At 62.8% G+C, this 18,261-nt stretch carries 16 protein-coding genes; 7 read left to right on the top strand and 9 right to left on the bottom strand.

Annotated features, from left to right (window positions below):
• Positions 1–74: 74 nt before the first annotated feature.
• Positions 75–1,097 carry an ABC transporter substrate-binding protein gene (locus NLN62_RS20175; RefSeq protein WP_027520896.1) on the bottom strand — a complete coding sequence of 341 codons (1,023 nt, stop codon included), beginning with the start codon at positions 1,095–1,097 and terminating at the stop codon, positions 75–77.
• A gap of 123 nt (positions 1,098–1,220) precedes the next feature.
• Between NLN62_RS20175 and NLN62_RS20170 the strand changes: the two genes are divergently transcribed.
• The 3 genes from NLN62_RS20170 (at position 1,221) to NLN62_RS20160 (ending at position 4,793) form a co-directional block, all read left to right on the top strand.
• Positions 1,221–2,027, top strand: a complete 807-nt coding sequence (locus NLN62_RS20170) for a creatininase family protein (protein WP_027520897.1) — start codon at positions 1,221–1,223, stop codon at positions 2,025–2,027.
• 139 nt (positions 2,028–2,166) lie between these two features.
• Positions 2,167–2,430, top strand: a complete 264-nt coding sequence (locus NLN62_RS20165) for a hypothetical protein (RefSeq protein WP_027520898.1) — start codon at positions 2,167–2,169, stop codon at positions 2,428–2,430.
• A 428-nt stretch (positions 2,431–2,858) separates the two neighbouring features.
• Entirely contained in the window at positions 2,859–4,793 is a 1,935-nt protein-coding gene (locus NLN62_RS20160; protein ID WP_051389596.1) for a carbohydrate porin, read from the top strand.
• A 64-nt stretch (positions 4,794–4,857) separates the two neighbouring features.
• On the opposite strand, the gene NLN62_RS20155 is transcribed toward NLN62_RS20160, so the two are convergent.
• From NLN62_RS20155 to NLN62_RS20145, 3 genes are read right to left on the bottom strand one after another with little or no spacing between them, the layout of a single operon-like run.
• Positions 4,858–5,520, bottom strand: a complete 663-nt coding sequence (locus NLN62_RS20155; protein WP_027520900.1) for a TadE/TadG family type IV pilus assembly protein — start codon at positions 5,518–5,520, stop codon at positions 4,858–4,860.
• 9 nt (positions 5,521–5,529) lie between these two features.
• A complete protein-coding gene (locus NLN62_RS20150; RefSeq protein ID WP_027520901.1) occupies positions 5,530–6,084 on the bottom strand; it encodes a TadE/TadG family type IV pilus assembly protein in 555 nt (184 codons plus the stop codon).
• Between the two features lie 10 nt (positions 6,085–6,094).
• Positions 6,095–7,528, bottom strand: coding sequence for a TadE/TadG family type IV pilus assembly protein (locus tag NLN62_RS20145; protein ID WP_027520902.1), 1,434 nt, complete (start codon positions 7,526–7,528; stop codon positions 6,095–6,097).
• Positions 7,529–7,959: 431 nt separating this feature from the next.
• Here NLN62_RS20145 and NLN62_RS20140 point away from each other — a divergent pair, with 431 nt between their 5' ends.
• Positions 7,960–9,258 carry a hemolysin family protein gene (locus NLN62_RS20140; RefSeq protein WP_254109930.1) on the top strand — a complete coding sequence of 433 codons (1,299 nt, stop codon included), beginning with the start codon at positions 7,960–7,962 and terminating at the stop codon, positions 9,256–9,258.
• Between the two features lie 457 nt (positions 9,259–9,715).
• Here NLN62_RS20140 and NLN62_RS20135 read toward each other — a convergent pair whose 3' ends face one another.
• The 3 genes from NLN62_RS20135 to NLN62_RS20125 form a co-directional block, all read right to left on the bottom strand.
• Entirely contained in the window at positions 9,716–9,955 is a 240-nt protein-coding gene (locus NLN62_RS20135) for a PilZ domain-containing protein (protein WP_254109929.1), read from the bottom strand.
• Positions 9,956–9,971: 16 nt separating this feature from the next.
• Positions 9,972–11,597, bottom strand: a complete 1,626-nt coding sequence (locus NLN62_RS20130) for an FMN-binding glutamate synthase family protein (protein WP_254113556.1) — start codon at positions 11,595–11,597, stop codon at positions 9,972–9,974.
• A 406-nt stretch (positions 11,598–12,003) separates the two neighbouring features.
• Positions 12,004–12,777 carry a ferredoxin--NADP reductase gene (locus NLN62_RS20125; protein WP_027520908.1) on the bottom strand — a complete coding sequence of 258 codons (774 nt, stop codon included), beginning with the start codon at positions 12,775–12,777 and terminating at the stop codon, positions 12,004–12,006.
• A gap of 366 nt (positions 12,778–13,143) precedes the next feature.
• On the opposite strand from NLN62_RS20125, the gene NLN62_RS20120 reads away from it, so the two are divergent.
• Positions 13,144–14,064 carry a RimK family alpha-L-glutamate ligase gene (locus NLN62_RS20120; protein WP_371933002.1) on the top strand — a complete coding sequence of 307 codons (921 nt, stop codon included), beginning with the start codon at positions 13,144–13,146 and terminating at the stop codon, positions 14,062–14,064.
• Between the two features lie 161 nt (positions 14,065–14,225).
• Positions 14,226–14,495: a hypothetical protein gene (locus NLN62_RS20115; RefSeq protein WP_084801316.1), complete on the top strand. Its 270-nt coding sequence runs from the start codon at positions 14,226–14,228 to the stop codon at positions 14,493–14,495.
• A gap of 270 nt (positions 14,496–14,765) precedes the next feature.
• Here the strand turns inward: NLN62_RS20115 and NLN62_RS20110 are convergent, their stop codons facing one another.
• A complete protein-coding gene (locus NLN62_RS20110; protein WP_027520910.1) occupies positions 14,766–15,683 on the bottom strand; it encodes an amino acid ABC transporter substrate-binding protein in 918 nt (305 codons plus the stop codon).
• A gap of 12 nt (positions 15,684–15,695) precedes the next feature.
• On the bottom strand, positions 15,696–16,991 hold the full coding sequence (locus NLN62_RS20105) for a dicarboxylate/amino acid:cation symporter (protein ID WP_027520911.1): 1,296 nt from the start codon (positions 16,989–16,991) through the stop codon (positions 15,696–15,698).
• 213 nt (positions 16,992–17,204) lie between these two features.
• Between NLN62_RS20105 and NLN62_RS20100 the strand changes: the two genes are divergently transcribed.
• Positions 17,205–18,206, top strand: coding sequence for an NADP-dependent oxidoreductase (locus tag NLN62_RS20100; protein WP_254109928.1), 1,002 nt, complete (start codon positions 17,205–17,207; stop codon positions 18,204–18,206).
• Positions 18,207–18,261 lie beyond the last annotated feature (55 nt).

Below are 18,261 nucleotides of genomic sequence, written 5' to 3'. Positions count from 1 at the left end.
GCGATTTCCACCTCTCCCCAACGGGGAGACGTGAACCCCCACACCACCAAGGTTCGCACCACTCTCGGCATGCGTTACGGCTTGCCCGGACGCAACTCGACGCCGACGCCCTTGTTGACGAAACGCAGCGTGTAGGACTTGCGATAGTCGATGTCGGAGCGCACTACGCCGGCCTTGACCATCTTGTCGAAGAAAGAGGTGTAGCGCTCATCGCTCATGGCGCCGATGCCGTTCTTCAGCGATTCTCCGGAATCGACGATGCCGTACTCCTTCATCTTGGCCACGGAGTAGGCGAGCAGCTCGTCGGTCATTTCCGGGTTGAGCTTCTTGATCATCGCGTTGCCGGCGGAATTGTCGCCATAGATGTAGTTGTACCAGCCGACGATCGAGGCATCGACGAAGCGCTGCACGAGGTCCGGCTTCTTCTCGACGATTTCGCGGCGGGTCTCGATCAGGGTGGAGTAGGTGTTGAAGCCGGAATCGGCGAGCAGCAGCACGTTGGGCTTGAAGCCCGCAGCCTTCTCCACCGCAAAGGGTTCCGACGTCACATAGCCCTGCATCGCGCTCTTGGGATTGGCGATGAAGGGCTGCGGATTGAAGTTGTAGGGCCGGACGTTCTTCTCGCTGAAGCCGTATTCGGACTTCAGCCACTGAAAATAGCTGGTCATGCCCTCCTTGGAGACGAACAGCGTCAGCGGCTTCAGATCCTCGATCTTGCCGACCTTGGCATCCGGCTGCGTCAGCATCACCTGCGGATCCTTCTGGAAGATCGCGGCGATCGTCACGACGGGCACGTTGTTGGTGACGGCGTCGAACGACATCAGCGTGTTGGCGGCCATGAAGAAATCGATCTTGCCCGCGATCAGCAGCATCCGGTTGTTCTCGTTGGGCCCGCCGGGCACGATGGTGACGTCGAGCCCATAGCGCTTGTAGGTGCCGTCGGCGACTGCCTGGAAGAAGCCGCCATGCTCGGCCTCGGCGACCCAGTTGGTGCCGAAGGAGACCTTGTCCAGGGTCTCCGCCCGCGCCGGCAGGATCGACATGCATGCGGCCATCAAGCCTGCCGTTAACGCTCGCCGCAGATGGATGGGGCGCATGATTGGACTCCGTCGATCGTTCTGGACCATGATAAAACACAAGAATTTCGGGGACGCGGCCGGCCGGGCCACGTCCCCTCGAGACCGCCAAACTACGTTACAAATTCGCGCAAAGAAACCACGATGAGACCTTCCCGTGACTGGACCGACATCCGCTGGAGCGAAGTGGCGCCAACGGAACCGGCGCGCTGGATTGCGGTCTTGCCGCTCGCGGCGACTGAGCAGCACGGGCCGCATCTGCCGCTCGAGACGGATGTGCTGATCGCGGAAGCGTATCTTGCGCGGGTGCGCGAACTCGCGCCCGAAAATCTTCCTGTCACGTTTCTAGGGGTCGAGCGGATCGGAATCTCCACCGAGCATATCGACTATCCGGGCACGCAGACGCTGCCGACCGAGGCCGCACTGAAGCGGTGGACGGGAATCGGCGAGGACGTCGCGCGCGCGGGCCTGAAAAAGCTCGTCATCGTCACCAGCCATGGCGGCAACAGCGCGGCGATGATGCTGGTGGCGCAGGATCTGCGCGCACATCAGAAATTGTTCGTGGTGACGACGTCGTGGTCGCGCCTCTCCGGCGCGGAGCAATTGTTTCCCGCCGACGAAGTGCGGCACGGCATCCATGGCGGCGCAGTCGAGACCTCGATCATGCTGGCGCGCTATCCGTCGGAGGTGCGCAAGGATGCGATCGCGGATTTTGCTTCGAGCAGCATCGCGATGGAGCAGCAATATCGCTGGCTGTCGACGCAGCGGCCTGCGCCGTTCGCCTGGCAGGCGCAGGACCTGCACGCGAGCGGCGCCGTCGGCAACGCAACGCTGGCCTCTGCCGAGAAAGGCGAGCAGCTCGTCGACCAGGGCGCACGGGCCTTCTGCGAGCTGCTGACTGAGGTCGATAACTTCGACGTGAAGAGGCTCGCATCAGGCCCCCTCGCCTAGCCCATATCCCTTTGAGATTACTGGATTATCTTTCCGATTTCGGGGCCAGCTTGGCGGCCTTCGAACCCGAACGCACAAGCCTCCGTCCAACTGAGCACGCGGGCCACAACGGACCGCCTCGCCCCGGATGGAGTTTGAAATGTCGATCAAGACCAAGATTGCCGCCATTACTCTTGCGGCCCTGACTATTACCGCCAGCGTTGCGTCCACCACCTCGACCGCCCAGGCCAAGCCGCTCGGCTGGGGCTGGGGCGTCGGCGCCGGCATCGCCACCGCCGCCGTCGTCGGCACTGCGATCGCCGCCAGCAACGACCCCTATTACTACGGCTATCACCGCTGCGGCTGGGTCGCCCAGTATGACGCCTTCGGCCATTACCTCGGCCGCGTCCGCACTTGCTACTGATCGTACGTCCTTGAGGCCCAATCCCTGAGTGGATCCTGCGTCCGACACGGGCGCCTCATCCACCCCGTGTCGTGCCCCGACCCCGTCCGGTTGTCCCCCCGGGCGGGGTCACCTTTTTTGGCGCGTGAGTTTGTTGCAGTCCCGTCACACAAGGATGCGAACCATCCGCTGCGACATTCTGCACTTGTTGCTATTGAGAATTATTCGCAATAAGCTTCACAACAGGCACAGGGACTTGGGAAGAAATCGCGTCGCACCGCGATCATCTCGTTCGATCGAGTGGACGAGAAGCACCTGATGACAGAATCGCCACGAATCGGCAGGGATATCGCGGCGGGTGGGGCAATTGGCGTTTGGGGGCGTGCGTTTTGACGTTGAGAGATCACCGATATCGGTTATTGCGCACGGCCGCTGCGATCGCCTCGGGCATGCTGATACTTCCCACGGTAAGCCAGGCGGCCGATCTGCCGCTCAAGGCGCCTGCGCTCAAGGCCGTCTATGACTGGACGGGGCTCTATATCGGCGCGCATGTCGGCTACACGTATGGCACTTCGAGCGCGACGCTGACCGACCCCACCGTCGCCACCGACCACAATGTCTTCAACGGCATGACCGGCGGCGTGCAGGCCGGCTACAACTGGCGGCTCAATTCGGGCCTGCTCCTCGGCGTCGAAGGCGACATTTCATTTCCGAACTATCTGCCGTCCAACCACGTCGTGTCATCGGCGGCGACCGCGCTGTCGATCGCGGAGGAGCGCTGGGACTATTTCGCGAGCCTGCGCGCGCGGCTCGGCTACGCCACCGGCGCCTGGTTGTTCTATGCGACCGGCGGTTTTGCCTTTGCGGGTGAGCGCTTCCTCTCGACGCCAATCAACGATGTCGAGGACCGTCGGCTGCATACGCGGCTCGGCTGGGCTGCAGGCGCCGGCGTCGAATATGCCTTCGCGCCGCACTGGACCGCGCGACTCGAATATTTCTATCGCAAGTTCGACGACGCCAGTGTCAGCTTCCCGTCGGGGGTGAACTACGCCTCGACCATGGATCTGCACACCATCCGGCTCGGCCTCAATCGCAAGATCGATTGGCCGGGCATGCCGACCTACAATCCGAAATCAGGCATCACGGACACCGAATCCGATCGCTGGGAAATCCACGGCCAGTCGACCTTCGTGGCGCAAGGCTACCCGGCGTTTCAAGCGCCCTATAGCGGGCCGAACAGCCTGACGCCGGCGCCGCAATACCAGGAGACCTGGAGCAACTCGCTCTATCTCAACGCGCGTCTCTGGGACGGCGGCGAAGTCTATTTCAATCCCGAACTGCTGCAAGGTTTTGGCTTCAACAACACGACGGGCATCGCGGGCTTCACGAATGGCGAGGCGCAGAAATCCGGCTTCCCCTACCCGCATTTCAACGCCTCGCGGTTGTTTTTACGCCAGACCTTTGGCTTCGGCGGCGAACAGGAAGAACTCGCCAGCGGCCAGCTTCAGCTGGCCGACAAGGTCGACATCTCGCGCCTGACGGTGCAGGTCGGCAAATTCTCGGTCGTCGACGTGTTCGACGGCAATGCCTACGCGCACGACCCGCGCAAGGATTTCATGAACTGGTCGATCTGGGCCTCGGGCGCCTTCGACTATGCGGCCGACAAGCTTGGCCTCGGCTATGGCGCGACCGCCGAACTGAACCAGAAACAATGGGCGCTTCGTGCCGGCTACTTCCTGATGGATGCCGAGTCGAACTCGAACAATTTCGACATGAACATCCCCAAGCGCGGCGAATACGTCGCCGAGCTGGAGACGCGTTACTCGCTGTTCGGCCAGCCCGGCAAGCTGCGTACGCTCGGCTTCGTCAACAGTGTCTTCTCCGGCAGCTATCGCGAGACGCTGGACAATCCCGCGCTCAATCTCGACATCGCCCAGACCCGCCGCGGCCGCATCAAATACGGCTACGCCTTCAATCTCGAGCAGGCGATCACCGACGATATCGGCGTGTTCGGCCGCTGGAGCTGGAACGACGGCCACAACGAGATCATGGCGTTCACCGACATCGATCGCAGCCTGTCCGGTGGCGTGTCGGTCAAGGGCACCAAATGGGGCCGGCCCGACGACGTCGTCGCGATCGGCGGCGCCATCAACGGCCTGTCGCAGGATCACCGCGACTTCATCGCCGCCGGCGGATTGGGACCCCTGATCGGCGACGGCCAGCTCAACTACCGCACCGAGCGCGTGCTGGAGACCTACTACGCGCTCGCACTGAACAAGTCGCTGACCTTCACCGCCGACTACCAGCTCATCGTCAACCCCGCCTACAACGCCGACCGCGGGCCGGTGTCGGTGTTTTCAGGACGGCTGCACGGCGAGTTCTGAGCGGCCGCGAACGCCGGGGCCGGAGCGACGTTACCGCTATATCGGGCGACGACACTGCGCGAACCTAACAGCTCTTTTCCTGCACATGCTGGATGCAGGTGCAAATGGTCGTGGCCGGATATTTGACGTCGTAATAGGGAAAGGTCGACGTGGTGGGGCTATTCGTCGAGCAGCGTGGAAACAGGTAGTAGCTGTCGGAAAGCTTTACGGTCCCGGCGATCGAATAGCCCAGATTCGGCGTGTAGTCATAGGAGACCTCACTCAGAATGAGCGAGAGGTTGGCATTGGTCGGATTTTTTGGGTCGGCTGCGGTGAATGAGGACAAGGTCATCTGCTGACCGACGGTCCTTGCTGCCGACGAGCTGTTTGACACGCTCCATTGAACCGTCGCATTGCCGTCTTTGTCGGTAGAAACTTCGGATACCGTGATCGTAATGAGCGAAGCGCCACTGGCATTCTTGATCGGATAGGGCGCCATGATGGCCGTCGCAGCCCCAAGGATGGCTTGCATCCGGGCGTCCGTGACCTGCGTATTCTGCGACACCATGTCGGCGAGGCTGTGCGCGGTCTCGCTGACCTTGACGTTCATCGCCAACCCGTTCCCGAGCTCGACGCCGCCGACGTAGAGCACCAGCATGAACGGCAGCACGATGGCGAACTCCGTCGCCGCCACGGCTTTGACGTCGGTGCACAGGTCCCGCGCGCGAGATGACAGGCTGGCGATCATGAGTAACTCCTAAGAGGACGGCTCGTTCTGGAAAGCGGCAGACCCCATGATCTCCCGACCGCCGCTGGCAAGATTCGACAGATTGAAACCAAGCGGCCCCAGGACGACCGGCCATACGTATATGACCCGGAGAACGACGATATCGCCGGCGGTTCCGGGATTGAATTGCCAGACATTCGTGACCTTGCCCTGGCTGTCGAACGTCAGCGCGGGAGTGCTCGTGTTTGCTGCCGTCCACGAATTGGCAACCTGCACGTCGACCATCAAGCCCTGGCAATCGAAGAATATGACGACCTGGTTGCACACTTGCTGCGCGAATGCAGCCTGGGTCATCTGTGCACTCTGTACCTGCCCGGTCGCGATGAGACGGGCCGACTGGCGCACGACCGCTTCGAGAGACTGCTGGGCGAAAAACACCAGAAACGTCTGAATGAGCGCGATGATGAGCGCGAGGAACGGCGCAGCGACGAGCGCGAACTCGACGGCCGTGGCCCCCTTGTTGTCCGCGAGGAAGGCGACGCAGCCCTTGCGTCTCTTCGTTGATGCGACTTCCGGCTCGCTCATGGTGCTTTCCCTACTGCACGAGGCTGGCCGTGGCGGACACGACATTGAGGAACAGCTTCGTCAGCGCATCCGGAATCTTGTCGCTGCTGTCAACATCCGCGAACAGACCGGGCGATGCGCAGGATTTCAGCCGTTGTGCGATCGTGCCCGTCGACGAGGATGGGTTGTTGAACTGTGAAATCCTGGTGTTGTACCAGCCATCCGTCGTCAGCTGCAAATACTCGGTGTAGAGGACCGCGATGCGAATGCCGCGGTTCTTGATGGTCGTGCATATCGTTGCATCGAGTGGCTGCTGGCATCGCCAGTACGAAGTTTTGTTCACGGTGACCTTCGGAAGCGGATAGGTGGCGTTCGCGTCGCAGCTCGTGCTGGTCGTGACGAGCTTGTCGTCGACCCCGTCCGTGATGAGGAAGACCACCTCCTGCGGGGTGTCATTCGATTGATTAGTGCCACCGCCGGGGTTGGGCATGATGGAACTGGCGTCCTTTCCGAGCGTCGTGAGCGCGCCCGAGATGTCCGTTCCGTAGTCGGTGTTGCAGCTCGTGGTGGTGACGCAGTTCTGGTGATCAACCGTCATGAGCTGAATATTGGAAATCTGACCGGCGGCGGTGGTCGGGGTGGTGAGCTTTTGGATCTCATTGAGGCCGGTGTCGAAGGTGTAGAGGGCCGCCTGGTAGGTCGTGTTGTTGAGCGCCGCCATGCACTGCATGACGCCGCCTGAAACACCCGCCTGCGGGCACGTCCATGGCCCAGCCAGCAATTGCGTGACCGCAGCCTTCACGAAATCGATACGCAACGTAATGTTGTTCGTACGCGCGATGCTCAGGTTGTCTACAGTTGATGCGGTCGCACCGCTGTCTTTGCTGGGATTTGTTTCATGGCAGGCGAATGCGCAGCTCTTTGAGGCTGAAGGCTGGCTACTTGTGGCGGCGATCATGGCGGTAATGGCGCTGCTGGTCGCTGCAATCGCCATGGACGGCGAGTCGTCCAGCAGCAGATAGAAATTCATGTTGGGCGCGCTCGAGGCCCGCGCTGTCGACGAGCCGTTGACTGGCCACGTCTGGCTGCCGAGAAAGAGCGGAAAATTATTGATGGACTGCGCGCTGTATGTAACCTTGATGGTCCGCTGCAGCCCGGAATCGGTGACTGTGACCGTCGGGACCGGCGTTGACGACAGACCGGCAAGACTAGCCTTCGCCGCAAACACGGCCTTCGCGGTCGCCTCGACAACGGTGGAGTCGGTCTGCGTCAGCATCGCCGGCCTCACGGCCGCGATTGCAGCTGCGTCCGCGGCTGCATCAAGCTGCTCGCGCTTGCGCAAGGCTTGCGTGTAGTCGAGCGCCATGCCCAACAGATAGATCGTCGGGATCATCACGAGCGCGAAGATGACGGCAACGTTGGCCTTACGATCTCTCGCGAAACGAAGCACTGAGCGGCGGAGCATGATCTTTACCCTGATTGCCGTCGCTGCGGCGAAAACGCTTTCCTGAAATGTTGCGGTCGCAGGAGCCGTTAGACTTCTCCATCGATCGCACGCTCGACACGCGGAAATATGGGAACGGCCTCGTTAATCAACGTTTACAGGCAATACATAGACATGGCCTGAAACCGAACCGGATGTGCCACATTGAGAAGGCATCATTAATGTCGGCTAAACAGGTTCCCAGAAACCTGGCCTCGAAAATCCGCGCCGGCGCAGGAAAGCGCTCTCGCCTGAGCCGCCTTGAGGCGCGCATCCAACCGGCACAGCCTGCCGGGACGGCGCGGAAAGATGCGACAATTTTACCAAAGGCCGACGAAATCGGTCGAGGCATTCATATATAGGGTGAGTTGCCGGCAGGTCGCCGGCCGAAGCCTTTCCAACCATCTTGCACAATGCTCTCGCTCGAACTCCTCATCGTCGTCCTGCTGATTGTCATTAACGGCCTGTTGTCCATGTCGGAGCTGGCGGTCGTCTCCTCGCGGCCGGCCCGGCTCTCGATGCTGGCGGCCAAGGGGGTGCGCGGCGCCGAGCGCGCGCTGGCGCTGGCGTCCGATCCCGGAAAGTTTCTCTCGACGGTGCAGATCGGCATCACGCTGGTCGGCGTGCTCTCCGGCGCGTTCTCGGGCGCAACGCTCGGGCAGCGGCTGTCGCAATGGCTGGTCGAGCTCGGCTTGTCGGCGGGCATCGCCGACATCGTCGGCGTCGGCATCGTCGTAACCCTCATCACCTATACGACGCTGATCGTCGGCGAGCTGGTGCCCAAGCAGGTGGCGCTGCGCGATCCTGAAAGCATCGCGGTCAAGGTCGCGCCGGTGATGGACTGGCTCGCGAGGATCTCGCTTCCGCTGGTGGTGCTGCTGGATCTCTCCGGCAAGCTGATCCTGACGCTGCTCGGCCGCGGCGGCAAGGCGGAGGAGACGGTCTCGGAGGACGAGATCCATCACCTCGTCAGCGAGGCCGAGAGCGCCGGCGTGCTGGAGCCGGGTGAGAGGGAGATGATCGCCGGCGTGATGCGGCTCGGCGACCGTCCGGTCGGCGCCGTCATGACGCCGCGGACCGATGTCGACGAGATCGACCTCAACGACGCGCCGGAGACGATCCGCGAGATCATGTCGAAAAGCCCCCATTCGCGCTTTCCCGTGTCCGACGGCGACCGCGACAAGCCGATCGGCGTGCTCCAGGCCAAGGATCTGCTCGTCGCATACATGAACGCGCGCACGCCCGATCTGCGCGCGCTCGTGCGCGACGCGCCGGTGATTCCGGCCTCCGCCGATGCGCGCGACGTGCTGGCGATCCTGAAGGCGGCGCCGGTGCATATTGGCCTCGTCTACGACGAATACGGCGCCTTCGAAGGCGTGGTCACCGCGGCCGATATTCTGGAATCCATCGTCGGCGCGTTCCATTCCGAGGAAGGCCCGCCGGAGCCGGCCTACGTCACGCGCGCCGACGGCTCGCTGCTGGTCTCGGGCTGGATGCCGGTCGATGAATTCGGCGAGCTGCTCGGCTTCGAGCTGCCGCCGCATCCCCGCTACAACACCGTGGCCGGCCTCGTGCTGCAACACTTCAACGTGCTACCGAACGTCGGCGACGCGTTCGACCTCGGCAGCTGGCATCTCGAAGTCGTCGATCTCGACGGCCGGAGGATCGACAAGATCCTTGCGAGCCGGAAAAGTGAGCAGGCGGCGGCGTGAGCTACCTCTCCACTCGTCGTCCCGGGGCGCGCGCAGCGCGAGCCCTAGACGACGGTTGAGTTTGGGGCGCTACCGCGCGTCACTCGAGATTCACTTCCCTCGCTCTTGAGGGCCGCTAGTAGTTCTCTGCCTGTCGTCGGCGCGGTTGCTCGCTTCAGGCGTTCGATCCTGCTTGCCGCTGCTATCGAACGCGCCGCCACGGCCCACGGTATCCGACGCCCCCTGTTCCTTCCGCGGCTCGCGGCCGTAGCGTGGAGTGCCGTCCGCCGTCGTGCCGACGACGGCGTGCGACGGACTTGCGGGATATCCTCCGCCTTGCGCCATGGCCGTGGGCGATAGTGCAAGCCAGAGTAAAGCGGCCATGCTCGCTGTCCTCATGATCGCCTCTCGGCTCAACGCGCGCGTTGCAGGACAATGCAGATCGAGTGTTGAGGGTTTCAACGCGCGAGGCCGCGGCTCAGCCGAATTTCACGCCGATGCGCTTTTCCTTGCGCCACACCACGGTGCAGGACAGATGCCTTCCATCAGCCTGGACGAAAAGCGTGAAATGCTCGGGGATGCCGACCGGGCTGGTGACGTCGAGCGCGGCGCCTGTGTCCGAGAAGTTGCGGACGGCGCAGTCGATCGCGCCGCCGCCGAACTCGATGGTTCCGGCCTTGAGCACGCGGTGCCGCGACTGGATTCGCCGTTCGTCCATGGATCGGGCCGGGCCCTCACAGAACCGGCTGGAACGTATCCGCCCGCGCCATCCGCCAGGCATCGCGGAAGCGCGGGTCTTCGGTGCCCTCGAGCAGCTCCCCAGGCCGCAGCGCCGGATAGAGCTGCGCGAACGACTTCACCTCGGTGGTCGAGGTCCGCTGGGCGAAGTGGATCGGGCGCAGCTCCTGCGGATGCTCGAGGCCGGCCGCGGCGATCAGCTCGGAGAGCGAGTGCAACGTCGCATGGTGATAGTTGTGCACGCGGTCGATCTTGAGTGGCACGTAAAGCGCGCGGGCGCGCGTCGGGTCCTGCGTGGCGACACCAGTCGGGCAGCGGTCGGTATGACAGCTCAAGGATTGGATGCAGCCGAGCGAGAACATGAAGCCGCGCGCCGAATTGCACCAGTCGGCGCCGATCGCCATGGCGCGCGCCATGTCGAAGGCGGTCGCTACCTTGCCCGACGCGCCGATCTTGATGCGGTCGCGCGCGTTGATGCCGACCAGCGCATTGTGCACGAAGTTAACGCCCTCACGCATCGGCATGCCCAGATGATCCATGAACTCGAGCGGCGCAGCACCGGTACCGCCTTCATTGCCGTCGACGACGATGAAGTCCGGGTAGATGCCGGTCTCCAGCATGGCCTTGCAGATCGCCAGGAACTCCCAGGTATGGCCGATGCACAGCTTGAAGCCGGCCGGCTTGCCGCCGGAGAGTTTTCGCATCTCGGCGATGAACTGCATCATCCCGATCGGGGTGGAGAAGGCGCGGTGCGAGGCCGGTGAGATGCAGTCCTCACCCATCTTGACGCCGCGGATCTTTGAAATCTCTTCAGAGACCTTGGCCGCCGGCAGCACGCCGCCATGGCCGGGCTTGGCCCCCTGGCTGATCTTGAGCTCGACCATCTTGATCTGGTCTTCGGTTGCAACTTTGGCGAAGGCGTCCGGATCGAAGGTGCCATCGAGATGCCGGCAGCCGAAATAGCCCGAGCCGATCTCCCAGATGATGTCGCCGCCCATCTCGCGGTGATAGGGGCTGACGCCACCCTCGCCGGTGTCGTGGGCGAAGCCGCCTCTCTTCGCGCCGGCATTCAGCGCGCGCACGGCGTTGGGGCTGAGCGCGCCAAAGCTCATGGCCGAGACGTTGAACACCGATGCGGAATAGGGCTTCGTGCAGTCCGGCCCGCCGATGGTGATACGGAATTTCTCATCGGACCGCGTCTTCGGCGAGACCGAGTGATGCATCCATTCATAGCCCTCGCGATAGACGTCCTCCTGTGTGCCGAAGGGCCGCTTGTCGAGCTGCATCTTGGCGCGCTGGTAGACCACCGCGCGGGTGTCGCGCGAGAACGGCATCCCGTCCTTCTCGCTCTCGAAGAAATACTGCCGCATCTCCGGGCGGATTTCCTCGAGCAGGAAGCGCATATGCGCCGAAATCGGGTAGTTGCGCAGGACCGCGTGGCCCTTTTGCAGGAGATCGCGGACGCCGAGCAGCGTGAGCCCGCCGAAGATCACGATGGGAATGATCAGGATGTCGAAAATCTTGCGGTCGGCGATGCCGAAGCCGATCAGGAGGGCGGTAACGACCGCGCAGATCGTCAGCACGATGAAACGCGGCGAGAACGGGAGCAGCAGGGTCTCCATGACACCCTGTTCGAGAGGTCCCCTGGGCTGGTTGTGCGCTTTATTGACGTTGGACACGATCACATCCTCTCGTCGGGCTGACGGGCTACTATACGGCTGCGCCTTCATACGGATATGACGCGGCTTCCGGTTTCAGGCTACCGAATTCGGCCAGCGCAGATCAATCCGCCGGGCGGGCGGGCTGCTGCAGTGCAATAGACTGGATTGGAATGGGGCACGGACGGTGCCCGGATCGGCTCAACGATACGCGAAGACTTGTAGCCACCGTCTCGCGCCACAACTCCAGCCGGGGCTCTCGCGACGAGCGCAAGCGCTCGCGCGGAATCCCGGGCTCGCGCCTTTCGCGCCCCCGGGATGACGATGGGAAAGTTTGGCGAGAGTGGGGGCGCCACTCTCCGAGCGGAGATCAGCGCTCCACGAAGGCCTTTTCGATCACGAAATGGCCGGGCTCGCTGCCGGAGCCCTCAGTGAAGCCGCGGCCTTCGAACATGCCGCGGAGTTCTTCGAGCATCGCCGGGCTGCCGCACATCATGATGCGGTCGGTTGCGATGTCGAGCGGAGCCTGGCCGATGTCGTTGAAGAGCTGCGCGGAGTTGATGAGGTCGGTGATGCGGCCGCGGTTCTTGAACGGCTCGCGGGTCACGGTCGGATAATAGACCAGCTTCTCGGACAGCATCGGCCCGAACAGTTCGTCATCGCGCAAGGTCGCGACGAGCTGCTCGCCATAGGCGAGCTCGGAGACCTGGCGACAGCCGTGAACCAGCACGATGGTCTCGAACCGGTCATAGACGTCGGGGTCCTTGATCAGGCTCGCGAACGGCGCGAGGCCGGTGCCGGTCGACAGCAGGAGAAGCCGCTTGCCGGGAATGAGGTTGTCGGCCACGAGCGTGCCGGTCGCCTTGCGGCCGACCAGGATGGTGTCGCCTTCCTTGATCTTCTGGAGGCGCGAGGTGAGCGGGCCGTCCTGGACCTTGATCGAGAAGAACTCGAGCTCTTCCTCGTGATTGGCGCTCGCCATGCTGTAGGCGCGCAGCAACGGACGGCCGTCCACTTCGAGGCCGATCATCGCGAACTGGCCATTCTGGAACCGGAAGCCGGTGTCGCGGGTCGCGCGGAAGCTGAACAGGGTATCGGTCCAGTGCTGGACGGAAAGGACCTTCTCTCGATAAAACGCGCTCATGTGTTTCGATATTCCGAATCTATGCGGTTTTGAACAAAAGGGTTGCCCGGCCCCTTCGACGTTGGGGGCGAACACCACTGTCATGGCGGATGATTTCACGTCGTTGATGTACGCCATTGAGGTCAATAATCAACCTCGTTCGTGCAGCAATTGATGCCGATCAAACCGGCATTTCCCGTTGATTTGTAAGGATAATTAACGATTTTCTCTTTTCGGGCCGCATTGCAGCAATTTCTTTGCCTAAACGGCGCAGCTGGCAGCACTTAATTTCCATTTCGCTCGCGAGAAATTCATTAAGAATAGCTCTGCTTTTGGCCATGGCAGACCGCCGATTCCGGCATGAAGCGATCTTTTGGCGGGACAAGCATGCTGCCAAACAATGGACGGATATTCGTCCAGGCGATACGGAGCTATTGCGCGCGGCATGGCGTCGCCATCGACGTGCGCGCAGACGGCTGGCTGATCGCGATGGACCGGGGCGAGACCCGCCGCTTCGCCTTCGGCTACGACATCGGTCTCAACAGCGCGATTGCGCATCGCCTCGCGAACGACAAATCGGCCACATCAGAGGTGCTCGCGCTGGCGGGCGTGCCCTCTATCGCCCATCACCTCTTCCTCAATCCGAAGTTGGGCGAGCACGTCGCCGGACCGCGGTGGTGGGAGGCAATGCTCCGGCTCTCGATCCAGAATCCGCAAGGGCTCGTGGTGAAGCCAAACGAGGGTACGGCCGGCCGGTCAGTCGTCAAGGTGACAGGCAGCGCCGAGCTCGAACGCGCCGTGAGCGAGGTCTTTGCGATGAGCCTGGGCCTCGTGATCGCGCCCTATGTCGATATCGAGGACGAGGTCCGGGTCATTCTCCTCGATGAGACGCCGATGGCGGTCTATGGCAAGGAGCGGCCGTCGGTCACCGGCGACGGCGTGCAGACGCTGCGCGAACTGGCGCGCGCGGTGCCCAAGGTGAAGCTGGATGATCTCGACGCGCACGCGCTCGACGCCGTCGTTCCAAAGGGCGAGCGGCGCGTCCTCACCTGGCGCCACAATCTCGATGCCGGCGCGAAGCCCGTTCTCATTGAGGGCGGCGAGACGCGCGCGGCCTGCGCAAAACTCGCGATCGATGCCGCCCGCGCCATCGGCATCACCTTCGCATCCATCGACCTCGTCCGTGTCGATGGCGTGTGGAAAGTGCTCGAGATCAACTCCGGCGTGATGATGGAGGCGCTGGGGAAGCTGTATCCGGAACTCGTTCAGGCAACGTATGACGCGGCGCTGGACCGGGTGTTCGGATAGCGGGCCATTAGGCGAACGCTGGCCTGCCGTTGAACCGAAGCGGCGGCTGCAGGCCGGCGCACCGTTGATCTACGTCAAGGTCGGCTGATCCCTGGTCCTCACGTTAGGTTCGGCCGCACATGGGCTGCCGTAGTTTCGCACGCGCGAGGAGGAGGATCACCATGCATCGGAGGAAGCATCTTTCGATCAAGTCCGTCACAGTTACGGGGATCGCTGCCAGCGTCCTGTTAGGATTTGCAGGCGTCACTCTCAATCCAGCACCAGCCAAAGCCGTCGTGTACTGCCAGTACATTGATTATCCGCCCAGTTGCGTCGCAAGAGCAGGCGTCGTGCTCAGGCCCCGGCCGGTGGCACGTGCCGCGGTCCGCGCTGGCACGGCCGGTCCAGGCAATTGGAATGGGGGCGTCAATCGCGTCGGGGTTCGGCGGTAAGGGCTTCTTTTGCGGGTCACGAGCCCTTGGCGGCAGCCGGTGCGCCAGGTTCTTGGTCCGCCACGCGACCGCTGCACCCTCTCCCCTTGTGGGAGAGGGTGGCTCGCCGCGCAAGCGGCGAGACGGGTGAGGGGGCTCTCTCCGCGAGTGACCTCGCGAAGTTGAGTATGTGGATGCAACCCCTCATCCGGCGCTTCGCGCCACCTTCTCCCACATGGGGAGAAGGGACAGCAGCGAGCGTGAGGCTCGAGTGCTGCTCAATCGTAGGCGCTAATTATTCGCGCCCGGCGAATCGTCCATTGCCTTGAAGGCTTCCTCGAGCTGCAGCGAGATCGGCACGTTGAGCCGTTCGCCGGTCGGCAGCCGCGCCACGAACCACTTGTTGTAGAGCGGGACGAGATCGTGGTTGGAGCCGAGCTTGCGGAAGGTGCGCTCGACGACGGCCGATAGTTGCGGCTCGTTCTTGCGGAACATGATGCCGTAGGGGTCGTAGGACAGGTAATCGCCGGTGACGCGGAACTTGTCCTGCGCCTTGTGGCGCACGATCAGGCCGTAGAGCAGGATGTCGTCGGTCGCGAACGCGTCAGCCTTGCCGTCGGCCAGCATCTGGAACGACTGCTCGTGATCGGGCGAGGTGATGATGTTGAGGCCGAGCGAAAACTTCTTGTCGACCGCATGCATCGCCTGCTCGTTGGTGGTGCCCTTGGTCACCACCACCGTCTTGCCCTTGAGGTCGGTGACCCCGGACACGGTGGACGCCTTCGGCACCATCAGCTTGGTGCCGGCCACGAACATCAGAGGTGAGAACGCGACGCGCTTGGCGCGCTCGGCATTGGCCGTGGTCGAGCCGCATTCTAGGTCGATCTTGTTCTGGAGGACCGCGTCGATGCGGTCGTCCGAGGTGACCTTGACGTAATCGATCCGCAGGTTTGGATCGTCAACCTCGATGCCAATCTCCTCCACGATGGCCTCGCAGAGCTCGAGGCTGTAGCCGATCGGCCGGCCCGCCTGATCGAGGAAGGAGAACGGCAGCGAGCTTTCGCGATAGCCGAGCCGCACCACATGGGCGCTCTTGATCGCTGACAGCGTCGGGCTCAACCCTTCGCTGCCGCCGGTCTGCCCCGAGGCTCCCGTTGCCAGCACGCATGCCAGCAACAGGCCTGCCGATATCGCCGATATCAGGCGCATGACGCGCTCCCGTCAGTGGCCGGCCATCGCGGGCACTTCGCCCGGCACCATGTCCGGCGTGGGAGCCTCACCCGGTCCGAGCGCATGCTCGGGCCCGAGTTCGCCTTCCCACTTCGCGACCACGGCGGTGGCGAGCGAGTTGCCGATCACGTTGGTGGCGCTCCGCCCCATGTCGAGGAAAGTGTCGATGCCCATGATCATCAGCAGGCCCGCCTCGGGGATGCCGAACTGGGAGAGCGTCGAGGCGATCACCACGAGCGAGGCACGCGGCACGCCGGCAACGCCCTTGGAGGTGATCATCAGCGTGGCGAGCATCGCAAGCTGCGTCGCGAGCGGCATCTCGATGTGATAGGTCTGCGCGATGAAGATGCTCGCGAAGGTGCAGTACATCATCGTGCCGTCGAGATTGAAGGAATAGCCGAGCGGCAGCACGAAGCTGGAGATCCGCGAGGAGGCGCCGAACTTGGTCAACCCCTCCAGCGTCTTCGGATAGGCGGCCTCCGAACTCGCGGTCGAGAACGCGATCATCAGCGGCTCGCGGATCAGCCGCAACAGATGGCTGTAGCGCGGCCCGATCGCGATGAAGCCGACGATGACCAGGATGGCCCAGAGGATCATGAGCGACAGGTAGAAGCCGCCCATGAACACGACGAGCTTCCACAGCACCAGGAGGCCGTTCTTGGCGACGGTTGCGGTGATGGCGGCCCAGACCGCGAGCGGCGCGAACAGCATCACATAGCTCGTCACCTTCAGCATGATGTGGGCGACGTCGTCGATCAGTTGCAGGATTGGCTTCGAGCGCTCAGGCATGGCGCCCATCGCGACCGAGAAGAACACGGCGAAGATCACGATCTGCAAGATCTCGTTCTGCGCCATCGCATCCGCGATCGAGGTCGGGATCAGATGGGTCAGGAACTTCTCGATCGAGAAGGCCGAAACGGGCAATCCCGTCGACTGCCCCTTCTCCGGCAGCGTGCCGGGGAAATTCGCGCCGGGCTGGAGCAGATTGACCATCACGAGGCCGAGCATCAGCGACACGAAGGAGGCGCTGACGAACCAGCCCATGGTCTTGGCGAAGATCCGCCCGAGCCTTGCGCCCGAGCCCATATGCGCGATTCCGCCGACCAGGGTTGCGAACACCAGCGGCGCGATGATCATCTTGATCAGGCGCAGGAACATCATGGCGATCAGGTTGATCGAGGCCGCCCATTCGGCACGGGTGTCGGGCATGAAATTGTAGATCGCCGACCCCACAATGATGCCCAGCACCATCGCGGCCAGAATGTATTGCGTGAACCTGTTCGACATTTCTTACCCCCACGTACACCGGCGTTTCATAGTGTCGCAGATTTTGACAGCGACGCAACACGCTTGGCGGGCGCCCGCGTTGGCCGGATGTTCCCGTTGTGAAAATGGGTGGAGCGATCTAGCTTTCACGCAGCGCACAACGGATGCGGCTTGCATGTTTTCTGCGCGACATCTGCATCAATAAAAGTCAAACAATTAGAGAGGGGATGACCCATGAGCGGGACCGTCAATCGCCAGATTCTCCTGGTGGAGAAGCCGAGCGGCAAGCTTGGACCGGAGCATTTCAAGATGGTCGAAGGCACCGTGCCGGAGCCGAACGACGGCGAGGCGCTGTTGCGCGTGCGCTACATCTCGCTCGATGCTGCCAACCGAGCCTGGATGCATGGCGCAACCTATCGCTCGGCGGTCGAGGCCAACAGCGTGATGGCCGGCGGCGCCATCGCCGAGGTCGTCAGCTCCAAGGCAGCGGGGATCGCTGCCGGCGATATCGTGTTCGGCGATACCGGCTGGCAGGATTACGCCGCGGTGCCCGCAAAGCATCTTACAAAGATGCCGAAGCTCGAGCCACTGACGCATCTGCTCAGCGTATTCGGCATCGCCGGCATCACCGCCTATTTCGGCCTGCTGGAGATCGGCAAGCCCAAGGAGGGCGAGACGGTCGTTGTCTCGGCGGCTGCCGGCTCGGTCGGATCGATCGTCGGACAGATCGCCAAGATCAAGGGATGTCGCGTGATCGGCATCGCCGGCGGCGAGGACAAATGCAACTGGCTCACCTCGGAACTCGGCTTCGATGCCGCGGTCGATTACAAGGACGGCGCGGTATTCAAGGCGCTGCGCGCGGCTGCACCTGATGGCATCGACGTCTATTTCGACAATGTCGGCGGCGACATTCTGGAAGCCTGCCTGCCACAGATGAACAATTACGGCCGTATCGCCTGCTGCGGTGCGATCTCGCAATATGACGGCGCGCCGTCCGCGCATGGCCCGCGCGGCGTGCCCGGCTTGATCGTGGTGAAGCGGCTCGTGATGCAGGGCTTCATCGTGATGGACTACATGAACCAGAGCCAGCGTGCGCTCACCGACCTGCAAGCCTGGGTCAAGTCGGGACGGTTGAAGGTGCAGGAGGACATCATTGGCGGCCTCGAGAACACGCCGCGGGCGCTGATCGGGTTGCTTGCGGGCGAGAACCGCGGCAAGCGCATGGTCAAGCTCTGACGATGTTGTCCCGCCACATTCGGCGGGCATAATCTACTTGCGGTAGAGGCCAAAG

This window comes from Bradyrhizobium sp. CCGUVB23 (assembly GCF_024199885.1).
GTDB lineage: Bacteria > Pseudomonadota > Alphaproteobacteria > Rhizobiales > Xanthobacteraceae > Bradyrhizobium.
Note: the sequence above shows the minus strand (reverse complement) of the source record. Positions and strands in the feature narration are given on the sequence as shown.